Here is a 21,399-nt window from a genome sequence, read left to right on the forward strand (position 1 = left end):
CTCACTTCGGGTAGGGCACGCCCTCGGCCGCGGGCGGGCGCACGCGCCCGACGAGGCCGGCCACGGCGAAGATCGTGGCGAGGTAGGGCAGCATCGCGAGCAGCTCGCTGGGGATCGGCGAGCCGGTGTTGTTGAGCACGCGGCGCAGGGCGTCCGCGAGCCCGAAGAACAGGGACGCGGCGAGCGCCCCGGTCGGGCTCCACCGGCCCAGGATCATCGCGGCGAGCGCGATGTACCCCTTGCCGGACGTGAGCTCCTTGGTGAAGGCCAGACCCGCGGACACCAGCGCCGCGCCACCGAGGCCCGCGACCGCGGACCCGAGGACCGTCGAGCGCAGGCGCGTCCGGTTGACGTTGATGCCCACGGTGTCGGCGGCCTTGGGGTGCTCGCCCGCGGCGCGCATCCGCAGGCCCCAGCGGGAGCGGAACACCATGATCTGCAGCACCGCGACGCCGACGTACATGAGGTAGACGGTCAGGGGGTGGTCGAACAGGACCGGCCCGAGCACGGGGATGTCCGCCAGGAGCGGCACCGGGAGGTTCGGCAGCCGGGGCGGGGAGTTCAGCTGCTGCGGGTTGTTCGTCAGGACCGTGGAGAACAGGTAGTTCGTCAGCCCGATGACCAGCACGTTGAGCACGACGCCGACGATGATCTGGTCGACCCGGTAGCGGATGGCGAACAGGCCCAGCCCGAGCCCCACGAGCGCACCGGCGAACGGGGCGGCGAGCAGCCCGGCGTACGGGTTGCCCGTGGTCGAGGCGACGACGACCGCGAGGAACGCGCCGGCGAGCAGCTGCCCCTCGATCGCGATGTTGATGATGCCGGACCGCTCGCACAGCAGACCCGCGAGCGCGCCCAGGACCAGCGGGACCGCCAGGACCAGGGCGTTGGTCAGCAGCAGCGTGAACGGCATCGCCGCCTCGCGCCCGGCCATGACCCACACCAGCAGCGCGAGGAACACGGCGGCACCGACGACGACGTGGGTCCACACCGGCACGCGGCGTCGCGCCCGCGCCCGCTGCACCTGGACCGCGGCGGCGGCGAGCACCACGAGCGACAGCAGGACCGCGGACACCCGCGAGGGGACCGTGACGGGCGCGATCTGGAACAGGTCGCCCCGCGTGGCGAGGGTGAACGTCGTCTCGTACGAGCCGGGTGTGGCCAGGCCGAACGCGACGAGGCTGAACACGCCCAGCGCGACCGACGTCAGGGGCCCGCGCCAGCGGACGGGTGCCTGGACGGGCGTGCTGAGGTGCTCCGGCGCGGCGGGTGCCGGTGCCACCGGGGTGTGCGTCGTGCTCACGCCGTCGCCTCCTTGCGGTCGTAGCCGAGCAGGGCCGAGAGCCGGTGCACGAGCGAGAGCTCGCGCACGAGCGGCGGCGCCGCGATGAGGAGCACGATCACGGCCTGGATGACCAGGACGAGGTCGATCGGGGTACCGGCCGACGTCTGCATGAGCGGCGAGCCGGCCCGCAGCGCGCCGAAGAGCAGCGCCGCGAGGACCGTGCCCAGGGGTCGGGAGCGGCCCAGCAGCGCGACGGTGATCGCGTCGAACCCGATCGAGCCGGCGCTGGAGCCCTGGAAGGTGCGGTCCGTGCCGAGGATCTGCATGGCCCCGCCCAGCCCGGCGAGCCCGCCGGCGACGAGCATGACCAGGACGTAGACGGTCGGGACCTTGATGCCCGCGGTCCGCGCGGCGTCCTGGTTGGCGCCCACGGCGCGGAACCGGAACCCGAGCGTCGACCGCTCCATGAGCCACCAGACGGCGACGGCGGCGAGCAGGGCGACGACGAACCCCAGGTGCAGCCGGAACTGCGGGCCGAGCAGCTGCGGCATCATCGCGGTGTCCGCGACGGGCGCCGAGATCGGCCGGGTGGAGCCGGGCTGCCGCAGCACCGACGTCGTCAGCAGGTACCCGACGAAGTACAGGGCCACCGAGTTGAGCATGATCGTGACGATGACCTCGCTCGCGCCGGTGCGGGCCTTGAGGAAGCCCGCGATGCCGGCCCACAGCCCGCCGACCAGCACGGCCGCGACGCACGCCAGCACGGGGTGCAGCACGATCGGCAGGTCGAGCGCCACGCCGACCCACGCACCCGCGGCCGCGCCCATGAGGACCTGGCCCTGCGCACCGATGTTGAACAGCCCGGACCGGAAGCCGATCCCCAGCCCCAGCCCCGCGAGCATGAGCGGCACCGAGGCGACCATCGTCTCGGTGATCGGCCGGACACGGCGCGCGCCCACGGCCTGGTAGTCGAAGACCGCGCCGCGGAACAGCGCGGAGTAGGTCTCGAAGACGGCGTTCCACGCGGCACCGACGAAGTCCGACGGGCGGGCGAACAGGTAGACCGCGGCACGCTGGGACGCGGGGTCGGCCGCCACGACGAGGACGGCCGCCAGGAGGAGCGCGAGGAAGACCGCGGTGACGACCGTCGCGGTGGTCGAGTCGAGGACCTGCTGGAGGTACGGCCGGCGCGGAGGCCCGGCCGGCTGCGGGGCGGGGGCCGCGGGCGCCGGCTCCGGGGGTGCCTGGGTGGTGCTCACGCCTGGTCCTCCTCGTGCGTGGTGGCGGCGTCCTGCGGGTCGGTGGCGGCCACGGGGTCCGCCGGGGCGGGCTCCGCCTCGATCTCGGCGTCGAGGGTGGCGAGCGCGGTGCGGTGCTCGGCGGCCTGCGCGCGCGCCTGCTCGAGCGGGATGCCGGCCATCATCAGGCCCAGCACGTCGCGGTCCGCGGCGCCGCCGCCCTCGACGACGCCGATCACCGCGCCGCGGTACATCACGGCGATGCGGTCGGCGAGGGCGAGGACCTCGTCCAGCTCGGTCGACACGATGACGACGGGGGTGCCGTTGTCCCGCTCGGCCACAATCCGCTTGTGCACGAACTCGATCGATCCCACGTCCAGGCCGCGCGTCGGCTGCGACGCGACGAGCAGCCGCAGCGGCCGCGACATCTCGCGCGCGAGCACCACCTTCTGCTGGTTGCCGCCGGACAGCGTGCTCACCGGGTCGGTCGTCGACGTGACGCGGATGTCGAACTCCGCGACGCGGCGCTCGGCGTTCTGCGCGACCGTCGTCGGCGACATCGACCCGCGCCGCGCGTAGGGCTCCGTGTCGTACAGGTCCAGCACGAGGTTCTCGGCGATCGAGAACGACGACACCAGGCCGTCGGTGCTGCGGTCCTCCGGGACGAAGCCCACCCCGGCGCGCAGCACCTCGGAGACCGTGCGGCCGCCGAGCTCCGTGCCGTCGAGGGTCAGCGTGCCCGCCGTGGGCGCACGCAGGCCGAGGATCGTCTCGGTGAGCTCGGTCTGCCCGTTGCCCTGCACCCCGGCGATGGCGAGGATCTCGCCCCGGTGCACGTCGAACGAGACGTCGTCGACCACGGGGGCCGCGGTCGCGTCCAGGACGGTGAGGTTGCGGACCTGGAAGGTCGGGTCGCCGGGGGTCGCCGGCGCCTTGTCGACCGCGAGCGACACCGAGCGCCCGACCATGAGGGAGGCGAGCTCGACCTCGGAGGCGCTCGGGTCGGCCGTGCCGACGACCTTGCCCCGGCGGATCACGCTGATGCGGTCCGCGACGGCGCGCACCTCGCGGAGCTTGTGCGTGATGAAGACGATGGAGGTGCCGGCGTCCTTGAGCTGCCGCATGATCCCGATGAGCTCGTCGGTCTCCTGCGGGGTGAGCACGGCCGTCGGCTCGTCGAGGATGAGGACCTCGGCGTCGCGCGAGAGTGCCTTGATGATCTCGACGCGCTGCTGCACGCCCACCGGCAGGTCCTCGACGCGCGCGTCGGGGTCGACGTGGAACCCGAACCGGTCGGAGATCTCGCGGACCTTGCGCCGGGCCTCGCCGAGGTCGATGAGCCCGCCCCGGCGGGTCGGCTCGTGCCCCAGGACCACGTTCTCGGCGACGGTGAAGACCGGCACGAGCATGAAGTGCTGGTGCACCATGCCGATGCCCGCGGACATCGCGTCACCCGGGCCGGCGAAGACGCGCGGCGCGCCGTCGACCACCACCTGGCCGGCGTCCGGCTGGTACAGCCCGTAGAGCACGTTCATCAGGGTCGACTTGCCCGCGCCGTTCTCACCGAGCAGCGCGTGGATCTCGCCCGGCTCGAACGTCAGGTCGATGCCGTCGTTGGCGACCAGCGGACCGAACCTCTTGGTGATGCCCCGCAGCTCGAGCCTCACGTCTCCTGCCTTCCCACGTCCTGTCGTTCGTGCGCCGGCCGGGCGGGCCGGGCGGCGGCGCTGCCCCCGGCGTCGGAGCCGAGACTAGACGCGCGCGCGCACGCGCCGCCCCCGGCGCACCGGTGGCCCGGGGCGTGTCGCCCCGGGCCACCGCTGTGTCACTGCTGTCAGCCGACCGCGTTGGCGGACGGCGACTCGATGACCAGGTCACCGTTGATGATCTGCTGGCGCAGCTCCTCGAGCTTGGTCGCCAGCTCCGTGGGGACGGCGTCCTCGAAGTCGTGGAACGGCGCGATGTCCACGCCGCCGTTCTCGAGGGTGCCGACGTACGGCTCGTTGCTGAACTCGCCGTCGACCGAGGCCGAGATCGTGTCGAACACCGACGTGGCGATCTGCTTCATCACCGACGTGAGGATCAGCGACTTGTACTGCTCGTTCTGCGGCTGCAGGTAGCCGTCCGAGTCGACCCAGATGACCATCGTGCCCTCGGACTGCGCGGCGGCGTTGAGCGCACCGGAGCCGACGGGGCCCGCGACCGGGAGGATGACGTCGGCACCGTCGGCGATGAACTGCTCCGACGTCGTGCGGCCCGCCTCGGTGTCCGAGAAGTTGCCGATCATCGAGCCGTTCTGGGCGTCCTTGTCCCAGCCGAGCAGGCGCACCGAGGTGCCGCTCTCCTCGTTGTAGGCGGCGACGCCGTCGGCGAAGCCGTCCATGAAGATCGTCACGGACGGGAAGGGCTGACCGCCGAACGTGGCGACGGCCGACGTGGTCGACATGCCCGCGGCGAGGTAGCCGGCCAGGTACGCGGCCTCCTGCGTGTTGAACAGCAGCGGCTTGGCGTTGTCGATCTCGACGGGCGCGAAGTCCTCGTCGGAGAACGCGGAGTCGACGAGCGCGAACTCGATGTCGGGGTTCGCCTCGGCGCCCTCCTGGATCGCGTCCTCGAGCGCGAAGCCGACGCCGATGATGAGGTTGCAGCCCTGCTGCACCATCGAGTCGACGTTCTGCGTGTACTGGCTCGGGTCGGTCGACTCGGCCGTCTTGATCTCGATGCCGAGCTCCTCCTGGGCCCGCTCGAGGCCGGCGTAGCCCGACTCGTTGAACGAGGCGTCGTCGAACCCGCCCTCGTCCGAGACCATGCACGCGGTGAAGTCGACGCCCGCCGCCGTCGTCCCCCCGCTGGTCGGCGTCTCGCCCGACTCCTCGGGCGCACTGCCACACGCCGCGAGCGCGAGGGCGACCGCCCCACCCAGTGCGGCCACTCGAATGATCTTCTTCACGACAGGTCTCCTGCTTCTCGGCGTCCCGCCGCCCGGCTGTCCCGGCACGTCCGCGGCGCATCGTCGCACCGCCGACGGCCCGGACCGGTCGGCTTGATCACCTCGACCCTAGGCACCAGCAGGTCACAGGGCTGTTACCGACGGGTATCGACGCAGGTTCCGTGATGAATTCGCAACCTGGTTTCGCCCTTCGGTCGCGTCGACCGAGGCGCGAGACGGCACGTCAGGGCCGCGGACGCCGTCCGGCGAGGTACGCGGCCCGGGCCAGCAGGAGCGCCCCCGCCTCGATCGCGCGCTCGTCGACGCGCAGGTCGCCCTGGTGGATGTCGTGCGTGTGCCCGCCGGGCGTCCGCGTCCCCAGCCGTGCCATCGCCCCGGGGACCCGCGTGAGGTACCACGCGAAGTCCTCGCCGCCGAGCGACTGCTCGGTGAGGCGCACGGCGTCCGGGCCGAGGACGTCGCGGGCGGCCTCCTCGAGGACGCCCGTGCTCTCGGCCCGGTTCTCGACCGGCGGCACGCCGCGCTGGTGCTTCACCTCGACCTCGACACCCAGCGGGCGCACCACGTCGCCCACGGCCTGCTCGAACACCGCCGAGGCCTGCTCCCAGGCGCGCACGTCCAGGCACCGCAGCGTGCCCATGACCGTGCCCGTGACGGGGATGGCGTTGTGCGCCGACCCGGCACGCACCGCGCCCCAGGTGAGGTTGACCCCCGAGCGCGGGTCGAGGCGACGGCCCAGGACCGCGGGGACCTGGGTGATGACCTGGCCCAGCGCGAACACCACGTCCCCGGTGAGGTGCGGGCGCGAGGTGTGCCCACCGTCGCCGGTGACGGTCACCGTGACCTCGTCCGACGCCGACGTGATCGGCCCGATGCGCGTGCCGACGAGACCCACGTCGAGCTTGGGGTCGCAGTGCACCGAGAAGATCTCCCCCACGCCGTCGAGCCCGCCCTCGTTGATGACGTCGATCGAGCCGCCCGGCTGCACCTCCTCCGCGGGCTGGAAGACGAGCCGCACGCCGACGTCCAGCGCACCGTCCTGCGCCAGCCGCGCGAGCGCGAGACCGGCGCCGAGCACGGCGGTGGTGTGCACGTCGTGACCGCACGCGTGCGCGACGCCGCGGTGCGTGGACGACCACGGCAGCCCGCACGTGTCCGGCACGGGCAACGCGTCCAGGTCCGCGCGCAGCGCGACCCGGCGCGCGCCGGCCGTGGCGACGGTGGGGCCGATGTCGCACCACAGCCCCGAGCCGGTGAGCAGGTGGGGCGTCAGCCCGGCGGCCCGCAGCCGCTCCGCGACGACCCGGGTGGTGCGCTCCTCGGTCCGCGCGAGCTCGGGGTGGGCGTGCAGGTCCCGCCGGAAGGCGACCAGCTCGGCGCGCAGACCGTCGAGGACGTCGGCCAGGGCGCGCGCCCCGGGGTCGGTCGGCTGCGGCGCGAGCGTGCGCAGCGACGGCACGTCCTGCGCGCTCACGGGCTCGGACAGCTGGTCGGCGGCAGGGGTGGGCATCCCCCGAGGGTATCGCCGCCGCCCCCGCACCTCCCCCGGCGTCCGCCCGCGACGCCCGGGAGTCAGAGCAGGTCGTCCCGCCCGCGCCCGCGCCACCCGTCGACGGCCTGCTTGACCTGCTGCGCGTGGGCGCGCGTCGTGACGAGCAGCGCGTCGGCGGTGTCGACGACGACCGCGTCGGGGAGCCCGACGACGCTCACGGTGCGGCCACCGGTCACCACGACGGCGCCGTCGGCGTCGACGCGCAGCACGAGGTCCGCGTCGCCGAGCGTCGCGCTCCCGCCGCCGGTGCCCTCGAGCAGCGTGCCCAGGGACGCGAAGTCCCCGATGTCGTCCCACCCGAACGTGCCCGGGACGACGGCCACCCCGCCGGCCGCCGCGACGGGCTCGGCGATGGCGTGGTCGATCGCGATCCTCGTCAGACCCGGCCACGTGTCCGCCAGGCGCGCGTCACGCTCGGGGGTGTCCCAGGCCGCGGCGATGCGGCGCAGGCCGTCGTGCAGCGTGGGCAGCTGCGCCGCCAGGTGGTCGAGGAGCACCCCGGCCCGCACGACGAACATCCCGGCGTTCCAGCTGTACTCCCCCGTGGCCAGGTACGCGGCGGCCGTCGCGGCGTCGGGCTTCTCGGTGAAGCCGACGGCGCGCCGGGCGTGCGGTGCGCCCGGCGCGCCGAGCGGAGCACCGCCACGGACGTACCCGAAGGCGGTCGAGGGCTCGGTCGCCCGGATGCCGATCGTGACGACCTCACCCGTGCGGGCCGCCGCGACGGCCTCGCGGATCGTCTCCCCGAACTCGGGCAGGCCGGTGATGACGTGGTCGGCCGCGAAGGAGCCGAGGACCACGTCGGGGCCGTGCCGCTGCGCCAGCACCGCCGCGGCCAGGCCGATCGCGGCCATGGAGTCGCGCGGGCTCGGCTCCGCCAGCACGTGCTCGGGACCGAGCGCGGGCAGCTGCTGCGCGACCGCCTCCGCGTGCCGCGCTCCGGTCACCACGAGCACCCGGCCGGGGCCCGTCAGGGGCAGCAGCCGGTCGACCGTCCCCTGCAGCAGCGTCCGCCCGCTGCCGGTGAGGTCGAGCAGGAACTTGGGGTGCCCGGCCCGCGAGAGCGGCCAGAGGCGGGTGCCCGCGCCCCCGGCAGGGACGACGGCGTGGAAGTCGGCGATCGGCGCGTCCGGCATGCGTCCACCGTAGCGGCGCCCCGGGAGGTCCCCGCACGCGTCCCGCGAGGCAGGACGCCACGTCCGCCGCGCCTCGGACCGAGGTCCCGGGTGGGGGCCGCGACCTGTGGGCTTGGTCACAAACCGGCCTCGGGTGCCCCGGCGCCCACCTCGGGGCGGTCCCCGGGGCCCGCGGGTCATTACAGTGAGGGGGACGTCCAGGACATCGCCGTCCGCACGCGAACTCGCCTCAGGAGGCCCCCACCGTGTCCTCAGCGCCCACCGCGCCATCGCGGCCGGCCGGAACGCTCTACCGCGGGCGCGAAGGCATGTGGTCCTGGGTCGCGCACCGCATCACCGGTTTCGCGATCTTCTTCTTCCTGCTCGTGCACGTGCTCGACACCGCGCTCGTGCGCGTCTCGCCCGAGGCGTACAACGACGTGATCGGCACGTACAAGAACCCGATCATGGGCCTGGGCGAGGCCGGCCTGGTGCTGGCGATCCTCTTCCACGCCTTCAACGGGATCCGCCTGATCCTGGTCGACTTCTGGGCCAAGGGCCCGCGGTACCAGCGGGTCATGCTCTGGGTCGTGCTCGCTCTGGTCGTCGTGACGATGGCGGGCTTCCTCCCGCGTCACCTGATGAACGTCTTCGGGGGCCACTCGTGAGCACCATCGCCGATCCCAAGGCACCGCGGCCCTCGCGCCCGGGCCCGTCGCGACGCACGACGCGCGGCAACTTCGAGCTGTACGGCTGGGTCTTCATGCGCGGGTCGGGCGTCATCCTGATCGTGCTGATCTTCGGGCACCTGTTCGTCAACCTCATGGTCGGCGAGGGCATCAGCGCGATCGACTTCGGCTTCGTCGCCGGCAAGTGGGCCTCGCCGTTCTGGCAGGTCTGGGACCTGCTCATGCTGTGGCTGGCCATGCTGCACGGCACCAACGGCGTACGGACGATCATCAACGACTACGCCGAGAAGGACACCACCCGCCTGGTGCTCAAGATCGCGCTGTACACCGCCTCCGTGCTGGTGATCACCCTCGGCACGCTCGTCATCTTCACGTTCGACCCGTGCCCCCCGAACAGCCCGGCGGACCTCCTGCCGTCGTTCTGCACGGCCTGACCACCGGACGTCCCCCCAGCAAGGAAGGCCTCGCAGCCGATGCAGACCCACCAGTACGACGTCGTCATCGTCGGCGCGGGCGGCGCCGGGATGCGCGCGGCGCTCGAGTCCTCGACGCGCGTGCGCACGGCCGTCATCTCCAAGCTCTACCCCACGCGCTCCCACACCGGCGCGGCGCAGGGCGGCATGTGCGCCGCCCTGGCCAACGTCGAGGAGGACAACTGGGAGTGGCACACGTTCGACACCGTCAAGGGCGGTGACTACCTGGTCGACCAGGACGCCGCCGAGGTGATGGCCAAGGAGGCCATCGACGCGGTGCTCGACCTGGAGAAGATGGGCCTGCCGTTCAACCGCACCCCCGAGGGCCGGATCGACCAGCGGCGCTTCGGTGGCCACACCCGCAACCACGGTGAGGCGGCCGTGCGCCGGTCCTGCTACGCGGCGGACCGCACCGGCCACATGATCCTGCAGACGCTCTACCAGCAGTGCGTCAAGAACGACGTCGAGTTCTTCAACGAGTTCTACGTCCTGGACCTGCTGGTCGACCACGACCTCGCGACGGGCGACGTGCCCGAGGGCGAGGAGGTCAACGCCTCCGGCGTGGTCGCCTACGAGCTGGCCACGGGCGAGATCCACGTCTTCCAGGCCAAGGCCGTCGTGTTCGCCACGGGCGGTGCCGGCAAGATCTACAAGACGACGTCGAACGCGCACACCCTCACGGGTGACGGCATGGCGCTGGCCTACCGCCGCGGCATCCCGCTGGAGGACATGGAGTTCTTCCAGTTCCACCCGACAGGCCTCGCGGGCCTGGGCATCCTGCTCTCCGAGGCCGCCCGCGGCGAGGGCGGGATCCTGCGCAACGCCGACGGCGAGCGGTTCATGGAGCGCTACGCCCCCACCATCAAGGACCTCGCACCGCGCGACATCGTCGCCCGCTCGATGGCCAACGAGGTGCGCGAGGGCCGTGGCGCCGGGCCGAACAAGGACTACGTCCTGCTCGACCTGACGCACCTGGAGCCGGCGCACATCGACGCCAAGCTCCCCGACATCACCGAGTTCGCCCGGACCTACCTGGGCATCGAGCCGTACACCGAGCCCGTCCCGGTCTACCCGACCGCGCACTACGCGATGGGAGGCATCCCCACCAACATCGACGGTGAGGTGCTGCGCAACGCCACGGACGTCATCAAGGGGCTGTACGCCGCGGGCGAGGTCGCGTGCGTCTCGGTGCACGGGTCCAACCGCCTGGGCACCAACTCGCTGCTCGACATCAACGTGTTCGGCAAGCGCGCCGGCCGGTCCGCCGCGGCCTACGCCGCCGCGGCGCCGTTCGTCGAGCTGCCGCAGGACCCGGCCGTCAGCGTCGAGGCCGACCTCGAGCGCATCCGCACGCGCGCCGACGGCGAGCGCGTGGCCGACATCCGTCGGGACCTGCAGGAGACGATGGACGCGAACGCCCAGGTCTTCCGCACCTCGGAGTCGCTCACGCAGGCCCTGGCCGACATCAAGGCGCTGCGCACGCGCTTCGAGGCCGTCTCGGTCCAGGACAAGACGCGCACGTTCAACACCGACCTGCTCGAGGCCGTCGAGCTCGGGTTCCTGCTCGACATCGCCGAGACCGTCGTCGTCGGGGCGCTCAACCGCGAGGAGTCCCGCGGCGGGCACTTCCGGGAGGACTTCCCCGACCGCGACGACGCACGCTTCATGCAGCACACCATGGCGTACCGCCGTCCGCTCGCCGCGAGCGGTGCGGACGCCGCCGTCCCGGGGTCCGACGCGGCCTTCCGACGGGCCGAGACGTTCGACGGCTACCAGGTGGTCCTCGGCGCCAAGCCCGTCACCGTCACCCGCTACCAGCCGATGGAGCGCAAGTACTGATGACCGCCACCGTGGAAGCCCCCGCCCCCGAGGTCGGCGCCGTGCCGTCCTTCCAGGTCACCCTGAAGATCCGGCGGTTCCTGCCGGCCGACGAGGACATGCCGACGTTCGGCGAGGCGTTCGTCGCCGAGCCGCGCTGGGACGAGTTCACGGTCGACGTGCACGGCACCGACCGCGTCCTCGACGCCCTGCACAAGATCAAGTGGGAGCAGGACGGCTCGCTGACGTTCCGCCGGTCGTGCGCGCACGGCATCTGCGGGTCCGACGCGATGCGCATCAACGGGCGCAACCGGCTGGCGTGCAAGACGCTCCTCAAGGACCTGGACCCCGGTAAGCCGATCGTCGTCGAGCCGATCAAGGGCCTGCCCGTGGTCAAGGACCTCGTCGTCGACATGGAGCCGTTCTTTGCGTCCTACCGCGAGATCATGCCGTTCCTCATCACGACCGGGACCGAGCCGACCAAGGAGCGCCTGCAGTCGGCGGAGCAGCGCGAGCGGTTCGACGACACCACCAAGTGCATCCTGTGCGCCGCGTGCACGTCGTCGTGCCCCGTGTTCTGGACCGACGGGCAGTACTTCGGTCCCGCCGCGATCGTCAACGCGCACCGCTTCATCTTCGACAGCCGGGACGAGGGCGGCACGCAGCGCCTCGAGATCCTCAACGACAAGGAGGGCGTGTGGCGCTGCCGCACGACCTTCAACTGCACCGAGGCGTGCCCCCGCGGCATCGAGGTGACCAAGGCCATCCAGGAGGTCAAGCGCGCGATGATCACGCGCGCCTTCTGACGTGGGCGACGCCCTCCCCCGGTACGTCGAGCCGGACCCGGACGCCGTCGAGGTGCGGCTGCCCGGCGGGAACGTCGGCGGCGCGGTGCGTGTCGGCCGCACGGTCCGGCGCCCGACGGGCCCCTGGACCCCCGCCGTGCACGCGCTGCTGCGCCACGTGCGCGCGCGAGGGCTCGACGGCGTGCCGGAGCCGCTGGGCGTCGACACGCAGGGGCGGGAGGTCCTGACGTACCTGCCGGGCGAGGTCGTCGACCTCGCCGAGGTGACCGACGCGCGGCTCGCCTCCGGCGCCGCCTGGCTGGCCCGCTACCACGCAGCGGTCGGCGACCTGCGCCCCGGCCGCGTGCGGTGGCGGTTCGAGGAGCGCGACCTGGCGCCCGGCGAGATCGTCTGCCACCACGACGCGACGATGTACAACATGCTCGTGGCGCGGCCGGACGCCCAGGACGTCGTCGGCGTCGTCGACTGGGACGTCGCGGGTCCCGGTGTCCCGCTGGACGACCTGGCGATGCTCGCCTGGAGCGGGGTGCCGTTCTACGACGACCCGGGTGCGCCGGAGGGTGCCCGCAGGCTCCGGGTGCTGGTCGACGGCTACGCGCACGGCGGTGCCGGGGCGTCGGCACCGTCCGCCCTCGACGTCGCGCACCACGTCGTCACGCGCATGACGGCCGCGACGGACCGCATCGCGGCCGGTCAGGAGGCGGGCGACGAGGGGATGCTCAACCTCCTGCGGGTCGGCGAGCCCGCGCGCACGCGCGCGCAGCTGGAGGGCTACGTCGAGCGGCTGCCCGCCCTGCTGCTGGCCGAGCTGACCCGCGCCCGCTGACGCCGCGTCACGCGGCGACGTCGGAGGACGGGTCCTGGGCGGGCGCGGGCGGGTCCGCGGTCCAGGCCGCGGCGAGCAGCACGATGCGCGCGATGAGGTTGATCCACAGCAGCAGCACGACCAGCACGGCGAACGACGCCAGCACGGGGTTGCCGCCGACGGACCCGGCGACCACCGACGTCCCCAGGAGCCGCACGACGCCCAGGCCGACCGCGGCGATCAGGGCGCCGCCCAGCAGGTCGCGCCGGGGCGGCCGCAGCCCGGCGAGCACGCGCACGAGCATGACGAACACGCCGGCGTCCACGACGAACGCGACGACGATGCCGACGGCGCGCACCACCAGGCCCGAGCCGGCCGACCAGCCGAGCACGTCCAGCAGCCAGTCGGCGGCGGTGGTCACCGCGATGCCCAGCACCGCGGACAGCAGCACCGCGCCCGCGATCCCCACGAAGGTGCCGAGCTCCCGGAGCTTGCCGAGGACGAGGCTGCCCGGGTCGCGCACGCCGAACATCGCGCTCAGCGCGGTCCGCAGGGCGGCCGTGACCCGGATCGCGGTGACGAGCAGGACCCCGAGGGCGACGACGCCCGCCAGCCCCAGGCCCGTGCTCAGCACGAGCTGGTCCGGCTCGAGCAGGCCGTCGCCGTCGCCCGTGTCCACCAGGCCGGGCAGCGACGCCCCGATCGCCTGCAGGACGGTCTCGCGCAGGCTCTCGTTGCCACCCAGGACGGCCATGAACGCCGTGTAGCCGAGCGCCAGCCCGGCGAACACCGAGAACAGGGCCGTGTAGGCGAGCCCGCCGGTGAGCAGCCCGCCGCCCGCCTGCCCGAAGCGCGCGTTGGCGCGCGCCGCACGGGTCCCCTGCCACCAGGCGAGCAGCGCCCGCGCCCGCTCGACCAGACCCGGGAACCCGGCGGCCCACCGCGGGCCCGGGTCGGGGTCGGGCGCCTGCGCGGCCGCGTGGGCGTGCGCGGCGCCCGCCCCGGCGGGTGGTGCCACGACCGTCTGCTCGTGCCGGGTGGTGCGACGTCCCATGGGAGGGAACCTACGGGCGACGCGCCAGCAGGGCATCCGCAGCGTCGTCGACGGTGCCGCCGAGCTCGAAGCTGCGGGCCGGCCGCCAGGCCGTGCCGTCGTGCACGAACCGGTGGACGTGCGTGACGTCGAAGCCCGCCTCGTACGCGGCCATGTCGGACTGCGCGGCGTCCAGCGCCGCCTCGTCCAGGTCGTGCGCGACGGTGACGTGCGGGTGGTACGGGAACTGCGCCTCGACCTGCAGCGGCCCGGCACGCAGCCCCGACTCGAGCGCGGCGCACTGGTCGGCGCCCTCGGCGAGCGTGACGAAGACGACCGGTGAGACGGGTCGGAACGTGTGGGTGCCGCGCAGCTGCACGTGGAACGGGCGGTGCCCGGCCACGGTGCGTGCGAGGTGCTCGTCGAGCTCGGCGAGCTCGGCGTCCGGGACGGGCGTCGGCCCGATGAGGGTCACGTGCGGCACGATGTTGCGCGCCTCCGGGTCGCCGAGGCGCGCGCGGGCCTCGTGCAGCTCGCCGCAGTAGGGCTCGGGGACCGCGATGGCGACGCCGACGACGGTCTCGCCCTCGCCCGCCCGGGGGAGCCTCACGCGCGGTTCCGACGCCGCGGGAGCAGACCGCAGCGGTCGTAGACACGCTCCAGCGTGGGCGTGGCGAGGTCCCTCGCCCGGGCGGCGCCCTCCGCGAGCACGTCGTCCAGCGCCGAGGGGTCCGACAGGTAGTGCTGCACGCGCTCCTGGAACGGCGTGAGGAAGTCGACCACGACGTCCGCGAGGTCCTTCTTCAGGTCCCCGTACCCCTTGCCCTCGTAGTCGACCTCGAGCGAGGCGACGGTCCGCCCGGACAGGGCCGACAGGATGGTCAGCAGGTTCGAGACGCCGGGCTTGGTCGCGGGGTCGAAGCGGATCTCGCGCTCGGCGTCGGTCACGGCCGAGCGGATCCGCTTGGCGACGACCTTCGGGTCGTCGAGCAGCTCGATGAGCCCGTTGGGGCTCTCGGCGGACTTGCTCATCTTGGAGGTCGGGTCCTGCAGGTCGTAGATCTTGGCGGTCGCCGAGACGATGTACGGCTCGGGGACGACCACGGTCCCGGCACCGAACCGGGAGTTGAGGCGCTGGGCGAGGTCACGCGTGAGCTCGAGGTGCTGGCGCTGGTCCTCGCCGACGGGCACCAGCGCGGTGTCGTACAGCAGGATGTCCGACGCCATCAGCACGGGGTAGGTGAACAGACCCACGGTCGTGCCGTCGGTGCCCTGCTTGGCGGACTTGTCCTTGAACTGCGTCATCCGCCCCGCCTCACCGAAACCGGTGTGGCACGACAGGATCCAGGCGAGCTCGGCGTGCTCGGGCACGTGCGACTGCACGAACAGGATCGAGCGCTGCGGGTCCACCCCCGCGGCGAGGTACTGCGCGGCGGTCCGCCGCGTCCGCTCCCGGAGCACCCGCGGGTCGGGTGCCACCGTCAGCGCGTGCAGGTCGACGACGCAGTAGATCGCGTCGTGCGTGTCCTGCAGCGCGACCCACTGGGTCAGCGCTCCCAGGTAGTTGCCGAGCTGGAGCGAGTCCGACGTCGGCTGCATGCCCGAGAAGATGCGCCCGCCCGCGGTCGACGGCGTGGCGGGCTGCGTCGTGGACAGCACCTGGGTCATGTGCGCGGGCCTCCTGGGGTGGTCGGCCGTCGGCCGGGTGTCGTGCGAGGGCATGGTGCGGGCGGGCTCAGGTCGCCTCGTCGTCGAACGGGGCGGGCGCGTCCGGCGGGGCGGCGGCCGAGGCTCCGGCGAACGCGGCGGCCGGCTCCGCGGCGGACGCCCGGCTCCGTCCGGGCCGCGGGACCGACGGACGCGACGGCGCGCGCGGTGGCGGGTCGTCCAGCAGCGCGTCACGCACGATGCGCCGCGGGTCGTAGCGCCGCGGGTCGAGCGCCGCCCAGTCGACGTCGCCGTCGCCGAGCTCGGCGTCGACGCGCTCCTTGGTGTCACGGGCGACGTCGCGCAGGCGACGCACCCACCCGGCGAGCTGCTCGGCGTAGGCGGGCAGCCGCTCCGGCCCCACGACCACGGCGGCGACGAGCAGCAGGATGAGCAGCTCGCCGCCGTTGATCCCGAACACCTGCCCAGGCTACCGCGACGGGCGCCGCCGCCGGGCGGTCAGTCCGACGGGGACGCCTGGAGCCGGACGCGGACCTCGCGCTCGTCCTGGCCCGTGCGGACCCGCAGCACGACGGTGTCACCGACCTCCCGCGCCCGGATGGTGACGATGAGCTCCTCCGACGCCGTGACGGGCCGACCGTCGATCGCGAGGATGATGTCGCCGCGACGGATGCCCGCCAGGTCCGCGGGACCGCCCGACCGGACGGACTGCTCGCCCTGCTCGTAGACGCGCACGCCCTCCCCCACGTACTCCGGGTCCAGGACGACGCCGATCACGGGGTAGGTCGCACGGCCCGTCTCGATGAGCTGCTCGGCCGTGCGGCGCGCCTGGTTCGAGGGGATCGCGAACCCCAGCCCGATGCTGCCGACCCCCGTCAGGCGACCGGGCAGCTGCGCGATCGCGGAGTTGATGCCCACGACCTCGCCCTGGGCGTTCACCAGCGGTCCACCCGAGTTCCCGGGGTTGATGGCCGCGTCGGTCTGGATGGCGTTGATGAACGCGGTGTCGGTCGAGTCCCCGTCGCCCGCGACGACCGGTCGGTTGAGCGCGCTGACGATGCCGGTCGTCACGGTCCCGACGAGCCCGAGGGGCGCGCCGATCGCGACCACGGGGTCACCGACGACGACGGCGTCGGAGTCGCCCAGGGCCAGGGGCTGCAGGCCGGTCGCGTCGACCTTGACGACCGCCAGGTCGTAGTCGCCGGTCGCCCCGACGACCGTCCCGGGCAGCTCGGTGCCGTCCGCGAACTGCACCACGAGCGACCCCTCGGACGCGCCGGCCACCACGTGGTTGTTGGTGAGCACGTAGCCGTCCTGCCGCAGCACGAAGCCCGATCCCGATCCCCCGCCGTCGGCGGTCGTCACCTCCAGCGACACGACGCTCGGCAGCACGGCCGCGGCGATGCCCGCGACCGACTCCGGGGCACGGTCCACCGGGGCGGCCGGGGCGGGGATCGTCGGGAGCCCGGCGTCGGCGCGGCGGCCGTCGTCCGGCAGCGCACGACCCCCGGCCAGCCCGCCGAGGAACCCCGCGGCCAGCGCCAGCACGACGAGGGGCGCGACCCACGCGACCGACAGCGAGCGGCGACGGCGGGGCGGTGCGCCGGGGCCGGGCCCGTCGCCGTCGGCCCGCTGACCCGGCCTCACGTCCGGAGCGCCCGGTCCACCCGGCGCACCGAACGCGGGTGGCGCACCGAACGCCGGCGGCGCACCGAACGCGGGTGGCGCACCGAACGCCGGCGGCGCACCGAACATCGGCGGGGGTCCGGGACGGGCCGGAGCGCCGACGGGGGCCGGAGCACCCGGACGCGCGAACGGACCGGGGGGCTGCTCTCCCGCGTCGGGCGGGCCGGGGCGCAGGGGCGCGGCAACAGGCTCGTCGGCGCCCGTGCGACGGTACGACGACGGAGCGGCGAACAGCGCGGCGGGTGCGGGTCCCGGCGGCGGTGCGGGCACGGGAGCCGGCGGGGTCGCCGGGGGCTCGGTCGGCTCGGCGGGCGCGGCGCCGTCGTGGCTCACGGGCGCTCCCACACGGCCGAGACGGTCTGCCACCCACGACCGATGTGCCCGACCACGGTGTCGTCGTACCCCCCGCTGGGGAAGGCCTCGACGAGCGCGTCGATCTCCCCCTGGTCCTGCGAGGCGACCACCTGCACGACCGTCGACCCGGACTGCCAGGCGACCTGCCAGGGCTCGACGGACAGCACGTGCACCTGCCGACCCCCGACCTCCCGGACCGGCGCACCCGCGAGCGCGTCGGTGTCCAGGCGTCCCTGCTGCTCGGTGACGACGAACGTGCCGGACGGGCCCGTGACGTCCACCTCGAGCACCCGCGGGCCGTCCGACGACCAGCTGATCGACCCGACGCGCCAGCCCTCGGGCAGGTTGCCGGGGAACGTCCACCCCTGCCCCCGCAGCCACGCGATCGTCGCGTCGTCGGCCGGCACCGCCTCGCCGCCCGTGGGTCCGGGGGTGTGCGCGAGCAGACCCAGCACGGCCGCCGGGTGGGTGGAGGGCGTGACGACCGGCCGCTCGCCCAGCATGAACAGCCCTGCCGCGACCGCGCCGAGCCCTGCCATGGAACCCACGACGAGGCGCACCGGGGGGCGGCGCGCGACCACGTCGCCCCGCAGCGCGTGCGTGGCCGCGAACGGCAGGGCCGCGCCGGCACCGACCGCGAAGGGGTCACGGCCGACCGGGCTCGCCGGCACGGGCGGGACTCCCTGCGTCGACAGCGACAGCAGCCGGGCGGTGAGGTCCTCGGGGGGCGCCACGGGCTCGGCCGCGGCGAGCGCCTGCCGCGCCGCCCGGGCCGCGGCGAGCTCGCGTGCGCACGTCGTGCAGGTCGCCACGTGCGCGAGCGCGCGCTCGGTGGCGGCGGGGTCCAGCTGCCCGTCGACCAGGGCGCTGATGCGCGAGCCGAGGTGCATCATCCGGCGACCTCGGCGGCGTCCGGTGCGAGGGCGTCGGTGGCGGGCGGTGCGAGCGGACGGCGGTGCTCGAGCGCCACGCGCAGCCGCGCCCGCGCGCGGTGGATGCGCGAGCGCACGGTGCCGAGCTTGATGCCGAGCGTCACGGCGATCTCCTCGTACGACAGTCCCTCGATGTCGCACAGCACCACCGCGGCCCGGTACTCCGGCGGCAGCTCGTCGAGCGCGCGCTGGACGTCGTGGTCGAGGTTGGCCGCCTCGAAGGCGCGCTCCGGGGTGGCGAGCAGGTCGGTGGAGGACCACCGCTCGGTGTCGTCCCCGATCGGCTCGATGCGCACGCGCTGCCGCCGCCGTGCCTGGTCGAGGAAGAGGTTGGTCGTGATCCGGTGGAGCCAGCCCTCGAAGGTGCCCGGGCTGTACGTGTGCAGCGACCGGAACACGCGGACGAACGTCTCCTGCGTGAGGTCCTCGGCGTCGTGCCGGTTGCCCGTCAGCCGGTACGCGAGGCGGTAGACCCGACCGGAGTGCTCGCGGACGATCTGCTCCCACGACGGGGCCTGCCACTCGGCGGGCTGCACGCTCATCTGCGGGGCTCTCTCCTCGATCGGCTCGCGGGACCTCAGTGTCCCAGGTCGCGGCGCCGCGCGGCGTCCGTGTTCGTCCTGGGCGGAAACCCGGCGCGCCCGGCGCCACGTGGCGCGCGTCCGAGGAGCGCTCGGCGCACGGGACTACGCTGACGGCCAGGCGCGCCCGCCGGGGGCGCGCGCGACGAGGAGGCCGTCATCTCCACCGACAAGGCGCAGAGCTGGGTGTACTGCGAGGAGTTCCTCGAGGAGGACGACGTGGTGCAGCGGGCGCGCGAGCGTGCCTCCCACCTCGGGTGCACCCCGGTCCTGCCGGGCACGGGCGCGGCGCTGCGCGTGCTCGCCGCGGTGGCCCAGGCACGCGCCGTGGTCGAGGTCGGCACGGGCGCCGGCGTCGCGTCGCTGTACCTGCTGCGCGGCATGCCCGCGGACGGCGTCCTGACGACGATCGACCACGAGCTCGAGCACCAGCGCGCCGCGAAGGAGGCGTTCGCCGAGGAGGGCGTGCGCTCGACGCGGACCCGCGCGATCTCGGGACGGGCGATGGACGTGCTGCCCCGCCTGACCGACGGCGGCTACGACATGGTCGTCGTCGACGCCGACGTCGAGAACTACCCGGGCTACGTCGAGCAGGCCGTCCGGCTGCTGCGGCGCGGCGGTGTGCTGGCCGTGGACGACGCCCTGTGGCACGACCGGGTCGCGGACCCGGCCCGGCGCGACGAGGCGACGACGACCGTGCGCGACGTCGGCCGGCACGTCCGCTCCGACGACCGCCTCGTGCCCGCGCTGCTGCCCACGGGCGAGGGTCTGCTGGTGGCCGTCCGCCGCTGAGCGCGCCGGGGCGCACCGGCTCAGTGCGGTGCGGTGAGGTACTCCAGCAGCAGGCGCGCACCGAAGCCCGTGGCACCCTCGGTGACCTCGTGCTTGTCCGCCGCGGCCCGTCCGGGGCCGGCGATGTCGAGGTGGGCCCAGGCGCGCCGACCGACGAACCGCCGCAGGAACAGCGCTGCGGTGATCGAGCCGCCGCCGATCCTGCGGTCCTCGGGCACGTGCCGCAGGTCGGCGACCGACGACCGGACGGCCTCCTCGTAGTCGGCCACCAGCGGCATGTGCCACGTCAGCTCGCCCGTGCGGTCGCCCGCGGCGGACAGGGCCGCGACGAGCGCGTCGTCGGTCCCGTAGAGCGCGGCGTGCTGCCGGCCCAGGCCGAGGCTCGCGGCGCCCGTGAGGGTGGCGACGTCGACGAGCACGTCGGGGTCGAGGGTCGCGTCGGCCCACGCGAGGGCGTCGGCGAGCACGAGACGCCCCTCGGCGTCGGTGTTCGCGATCTCGACGGTCGTGCCGCCGTGGATCGTCACGACGTCCCCCGGGCGGTACGAGGCGGCGCCGACGTGGTTCTCCGCGAGGGGCAGGACCGCGGTGACCCGGTCCGCGACCTTCGCCTCCGCGGCCGCGAGCACGGTCGCCAGCGCGACGGCGGACCCGGCCATGTCGGTCTTCATCGGCACCATCGCCTCGCGCGGCTTGATCGACAGCCCGCCCGTGTCGTAGGTGATGCCCTTGCCGACGACGACGACGTGCCGGCCGCCGCCACCCGCCGGGGTGTAGGTGAGCCGCACCAGGCGCGGCGGGGACGCGGAGCCCGCGCCCACGGCGAGGATGCCGCCGAAACCTCCCGCGGCGAGCTCGCGCGGTCCCAGGACCTGCACGTCGAGCCCGGCCGCGGTGCCGAGCCGACGGGCCCGGTCGGCCATCCACGCAGGGTCCTTGACGTTCGAGGGGGTCGTCGTGAGGTCGCGCGCGAGCCAGGTGGCGCTCGCGCCGATGCGTGCGGCGTCGACCGCCGCGGCGACGGCCGGCCCGTCACGGCCCAGCAGCACCAGCTCGGCCGGCGGCTTCTCGTCCGGCGTCGCCGTGATCCGCGGCGCCCGGTAGGCCGCGAGCAGGTAGCCCTCGACGACGGCGCGCGCGGCCTGCGCCGCCCCCGCCGGGTCGTGGTGCGTCTGGGCGCCGACGGTCGTGGCCACGCGGCGCAGGCCCCGGGTCGCGCGCGCCAGCGCGGCGCCCGCCCGTCGCAGGGCCGTCGTGCTCTCGTCCCCCACACCCACGAGCACGATGCGGGCGGGCAGACCTGCCCACGGCAGCTCGACCGACGACCCCACGGGCAGCGGCAGGTGCACGGTGAACGCCTCGCCGGCCGCCCCGGTCAGGCCGGCCCGCTCCGCCAGCTCGGCGAGGTCGATGCCGTACCGCGCGGCCGCCTGCGGGGTCCCCGACCGGGGCTGCAGCGCGTCGTCTCCCGCCCGCCCGGGGGCGACCTGGACGGCGACGGCGTCGACGGACCCGTCCGCCAGCAGCGGGGAGTCGCCGACACCCGCGTCGTGCAGCGTGACGGTCGGGGGCGTGCGCGGCGCGGGGGCGGCCGCCGCGCCGGTGGTCCGAGGGCTCATCCG

General features: G+C 74.2%; 20 protein-coding genes. 6 read left to right on the forward strand and 14 right to left on the reverse strand.

The window, feature by feature from the left end:
• Nucleotide 1: 1 nt before the first annotated feature.
• From Cph01nite_RS10760 to Cph01nite_RS10785, 6 genes are all read right to left on the reverse strand, one after another.
• Entirely contained in the window at nucleotides 2-1,303 is a 1,302-nt protein-coding gene (locus Cph01nite_RS10760) for an ABC transporter permease (protein ID WP_203674025.1), read from the reverse strand.
• Complete coding sequence (locus Cph01nite_RS10765; RefSeq protein WP_203674027.1) at nucleotides 1,300-2,544, reverse strand: ABC transporter permease; 1,245 nt, start codon at nucleotides 2,542-2,544, stop codon at nucleotides 1,300-1,302. Before Cph01nite_RS10765 ends, Cph01nite_RS10760 begins: the two co-directional genes overlap by 4 nt.
• Nucleotides 2,541-4,190: an ABC transporter ATP-binding protein gene (locus tag Cph01nite_RS10770; RefSeq protein WP_203674029.1), complete on the reverse strand. Its 1,650-nt coding sequence runs from the start codon at nucleotides 4,188-4,190 to the stop codon at nucleotides 2,541-2,543. The genes Cph01nite_RS10765 and Cph01nite_RS10770 overlap by 4 nt, the downstream gene beginning before the upstream one ends.
• A 167-nt stretch (nucleotides 4,191-4,357) precedes the next feature.
• Nucleotides 4,358-5,473 carry a BMP family lipoprotein gene (locus Cph01nite_RS10775; RefSeq protein ID WP_203674030.1) on the reverse strand — a complete coding sequence of 372 codons (1,116 nt, stop codon included), beginning with the start codon at nucleotides 5,471-5,473 and terminating at the stop codon, nucleotides 4,358-4,360.
• Between the two features lie 223 nt (nucleotides 5,474-5,696).
• Nucleotides 5,697-6,983 carry an amidohydrolase gene (locus Cph01nite_RS10780; protein WP_203674032.1) on the reverse strand — a complete coding sequence of 429 codons (1,287 nt, stop codon included), beginning with the start codon at nucleotides 6,981-6,983 and terminating at the stop codon, nucleotides 5,697-5,699.
• A gap of 62 nt (nucleotides 6,984-7,045) precedes the next feature.
• On the reverse strand, nucleotides 7,046-8,161 hold the full coding sequence (locus Cph01nite_RS10785) for a mannose-1-phosphate guanylyltransferase (RefSeq protein ID WP_203674034.1): 1,116 nt from the start codon (nucleotides 8,159-8,161) through the stop codon (nucleotides 7,046-7,048).
• A 245-nt stretch (nucleotides 8,162-8,406) separates the two neighbouring features.
• On the opposite strand from Cph01nite_RS10785, the gene sdhC reads away from it, so the two are divergent.
• From sdhC to Cph01nite_RS10810, 5 genes are read left to right on the forward strand one after another with little or no spacing between them, the layout of a single operon-like run.
• Complete coding sequence (gene sdhC / locus Cph01nite_RS10790) at nucleotides 8,407-8,808, forward strand: succinate dehydrogenase, cytochrome b556 subunit (RefSeq protein WP_203674036.1); 402 nt, start codon at nucleotides 8,407-8,409, stop codon at nucleotides 8,806-8,808.
• Entirely contained in the window at nucleotides 8,805-9,263 is a 459-nt protein-coding gene (locus Cph01nite_RS10795) for a succinate dehydrogenase hydrophobic membrane anchor subunit (RefSeq protein ID WP_203674038.1), read from the forward strand. Before sdhC ends, Cph01nite_RS10795 begins: the two co-directional genes overlap by 4 nt.
• Nucleotides 9,264-9,302: 39 nt before the next feature.
• Nucleotides 9,303-11,141, forward strand: a complete 1,839-nt coding sequence (gene sdhA, locus Cph01nite_RS10800; protein ID WP_203674040.1) for a succinate dehydrogenase flavoprotein subunit — start codon at nucleotides 9,303-9,305, stop codon at nucleotides 11,139-11,141.
• Nucleotides 11,141-11,926: a succinate dehydrogenase iron-sulfur subunit gene (locus Cph01nite_RS10805; RefSeq protein WP_203674042.1), complete on the forward strand. Its 786-nt coding sequence runs from the start codon at nucleotides 11,141-11,143 to the stop codon at nucleotides 11,924-11,926. The genes sdhA and Cph01nite_RS10805 overlap by 1 nt, the downstream gene beginning before the upstream one ends.
• A 1-nt stretch (nucleotide 11,927) precedes the next feature.
• A complete protein-coding gene (locus tag Cph01nite_RS10810; protein WP_203674044.1) occupies nucleotides 11,928-12,752 on the forward strand; it encodes a phosphotransferase in 825 nt (274 codons plus the stop codon).
• 7 nt (nucleotides 12,753-12,759) lie between these two features.
• On the opposite strand, the gene Cph01nite_RS10815 is transcribed toward Cph01nite_RS10810, so the two are convergent.
• From Cph01nite_RS10815 to sigE, 7 genes are all read right to left on the reverse strand, one after another.
• Nucleotides 12,760-13,785, reverse strand: a complete 1,026-nt coding sequence (locus tag Cph01nite_RS10815) for a YihY/virulence factor BrkB family protein (RefSeq protein ID WP_203674046.1) — start codon at nucleotides 13,783-13,785, stop codon at nucleotides 12,760-12,762.
• A 10-nt stretch (nucleotides 13,786-13,795) separates the two neighbouring features.
• Complete coding sequence (locus Cph01nite_RS10820; RefSeq protein WP_203674048.1) at nucleotides 13,796-14,374, reverse strand: 2'-5' RNA ligase family protein; 579 nt, start codon at nucleotides 14,372-14,374, stop codon at nucleotides 13,796-13,798.
• Nucleotides 14,371-15,432: a tryptophan--tRNA ligase gene (trpS, locus tag Cph01nite_RS10825; RefSeq protein ID WP_203674049.1), complete on the reverse strand. Its 1,062-nt coding sequence runs from the start codon at nucleotides 15,430-15,432 to the stop codon at nucleotides 14,371-14,373. Before trpS ends, Cph01nite_RS10820 begins: the two co-directional genes overlap by 4 nt.
• Before the next feature lie 67 nt (nucleotides 15,433-15,499).
• A complete protein-coding gene (locus tag Cph01nite_RS10830; RefSeq protein ID WP_203674050.1) occupies nucleotides 15,500-15,892 on the reverse strand; it encodes a twin-arginine translocase TatA/TatE family subunit in 393 nt (130 codons plus the stop codon).
• A 38-nt stretch (nucleotides 15,893-15,930) separates the two neighbouring features.
• Nucleotides 15,931-17,451 (reverse strand): S1C family serine protease, encoded by a 1,521-nt coding sequence (locus Cph01nite_RS10835; RefSeq protein ID WP_239069192.1) that lies wholly within the window; start codon nucleotides 17,449-17,451, stop codon nucleotides 15,931-15,933.
• The gene (locus Cph01nite_RS10840; protein WP_203674051.1) at nucleotides 17,448-18,365 is read right to left on the reverse strand and encodes a zf-HC2 domain-containing protein; all 918 of its coding nucleotides are present in this window, start codon (nucleotides 18,363-18,365) and stop codon (nucleotides 17,448-17,450) included. The genes Cph01nite_RS10835 and Cph01nite_RS10840 overlap by 4 nt, the downstream gene beginning before the upstream one ends.
• The gene (gene sigE, locus Cph01nite_RS10845) at nucleotides 18,362-18,946 is read right to left on the reverse strand and encodes an RNA polymerase sigma factor SigE (protein ID WP_203674052.1); all 585 of its coding nucleotides are present in this window, start codon (nucleotides 18,944-18,946) and stop codon (nucleotides 18,362-18,364) included. The genes Cph01nite_RS10840 and sigE overlap by 4 nt, the downstream gene beginning before the upstream one ends.
• Before the next feature lie 198 nt (nucleotides 18,947-19,144).
• Between sigE and Cph01nite_RS10850 the strand changes: the two genes are divergently transcribed.
• Complete coding sequence (locus Cph01nite_RS10850; protein ID WP_203674134.1) at nucleotides 19,145-19,777, forward strand: O-methyltransferase; 633 nt, start codon at nucleotides 19,145-19,147, stop codon at nucleotides 19,775-19,777.
• 20 nt (nucleotides 19,778-19,797) lie between these two features.
• Here Cph01nite_RS10850 and Cph01nite_RS10855 read toward each other — a convergent pair whose 3' ends face one another.
• Complete coding sequence (locus Cph01nite_RS10855; RefSeq protein WP_203674053.1) at nucleotides 19,798-21,396, reverse strand: leucyl aminopeptidase family protein; 1,599 nt, start codon at nucleotides 21,394-21,396, stop codon at nucleotides 19,798-19,800.
• Nucleotides 21,397-21,399 lie beyond the last annotated feature (3 nt).

It is taken from the genome of Cellulomonas phragmiteti (assembly GCF_016862775.1).
GTDB lineage: Bacteria > Actinomycetota > Actinomycetes > Actinomycetales > Cellulomonadaceae > Cellulomonas > Cellulomonas phragmiteti.

Coding starts and splice junctions, on each gene's coding strand:
- Cph01nite_RS10780 (WP_203674032.1), bottom strand. CDS start 6,983: ATGCCCACCCCTGCCGCCGACCAGCTGTCCGAGCCCGTGAGCGCGCAG.
- Cph01nite_RS10785 (WP_203674034.1), bottom strand. CDS start 8,161: ATGCCGGACGCGCCGATCGCCGACTTCCACGCCGTCGTCCCTGCCGGG.
- sdhA (WP_203674040.1), top strand. CDS start 9,303: ATGCAGACCCACCAGTACGACGTCGTCATCGTCGGCGCGGGCGGCGCC.
- Cph01nite_RS10805 (WP_203674042.1), top strand. CDS start 11,141: ATGACCGCCACCGTGGAAGCCCCCGCCCCCGAGGTCGGCGCCGTGCCG.
- Cph01nite_RS10815 (WP_203674046.1), bottom strand. CDS start 13,785: ATGGGACGTCGCACCACCCGGCACGAGCAGACGGTCGTGGCACCACCC.
- trpS (WP_203674049.1), bottom strand. CDS start 15,432: ATGACCCAGGTGCTGTCCACGACGCAGCCCGCCACGCCGTCGACCGCG.
- Cph01nite_RS10840 (WP_203674051.1), bottom strand. CDS start 18,365: ATGATGCACCTCGGCTCGCGCATCAGCGCCCTGGTCGACGGGCAGCTG.
- sigE (WP_203674052.1), bottom strand. CDS start 18,946: ATGAGCGTGCAGCCCGCCGAGTGGCAGGCCCCGTCGTGGGAGCAGATC.
- Cph01nite_RS10855 (WP_203674053.1), bottom strand. CDS start 21,396: ATGAGCCCTCGGACCACCGGCGCGGCGGCCGCCCCCGCGCCGCGCACG.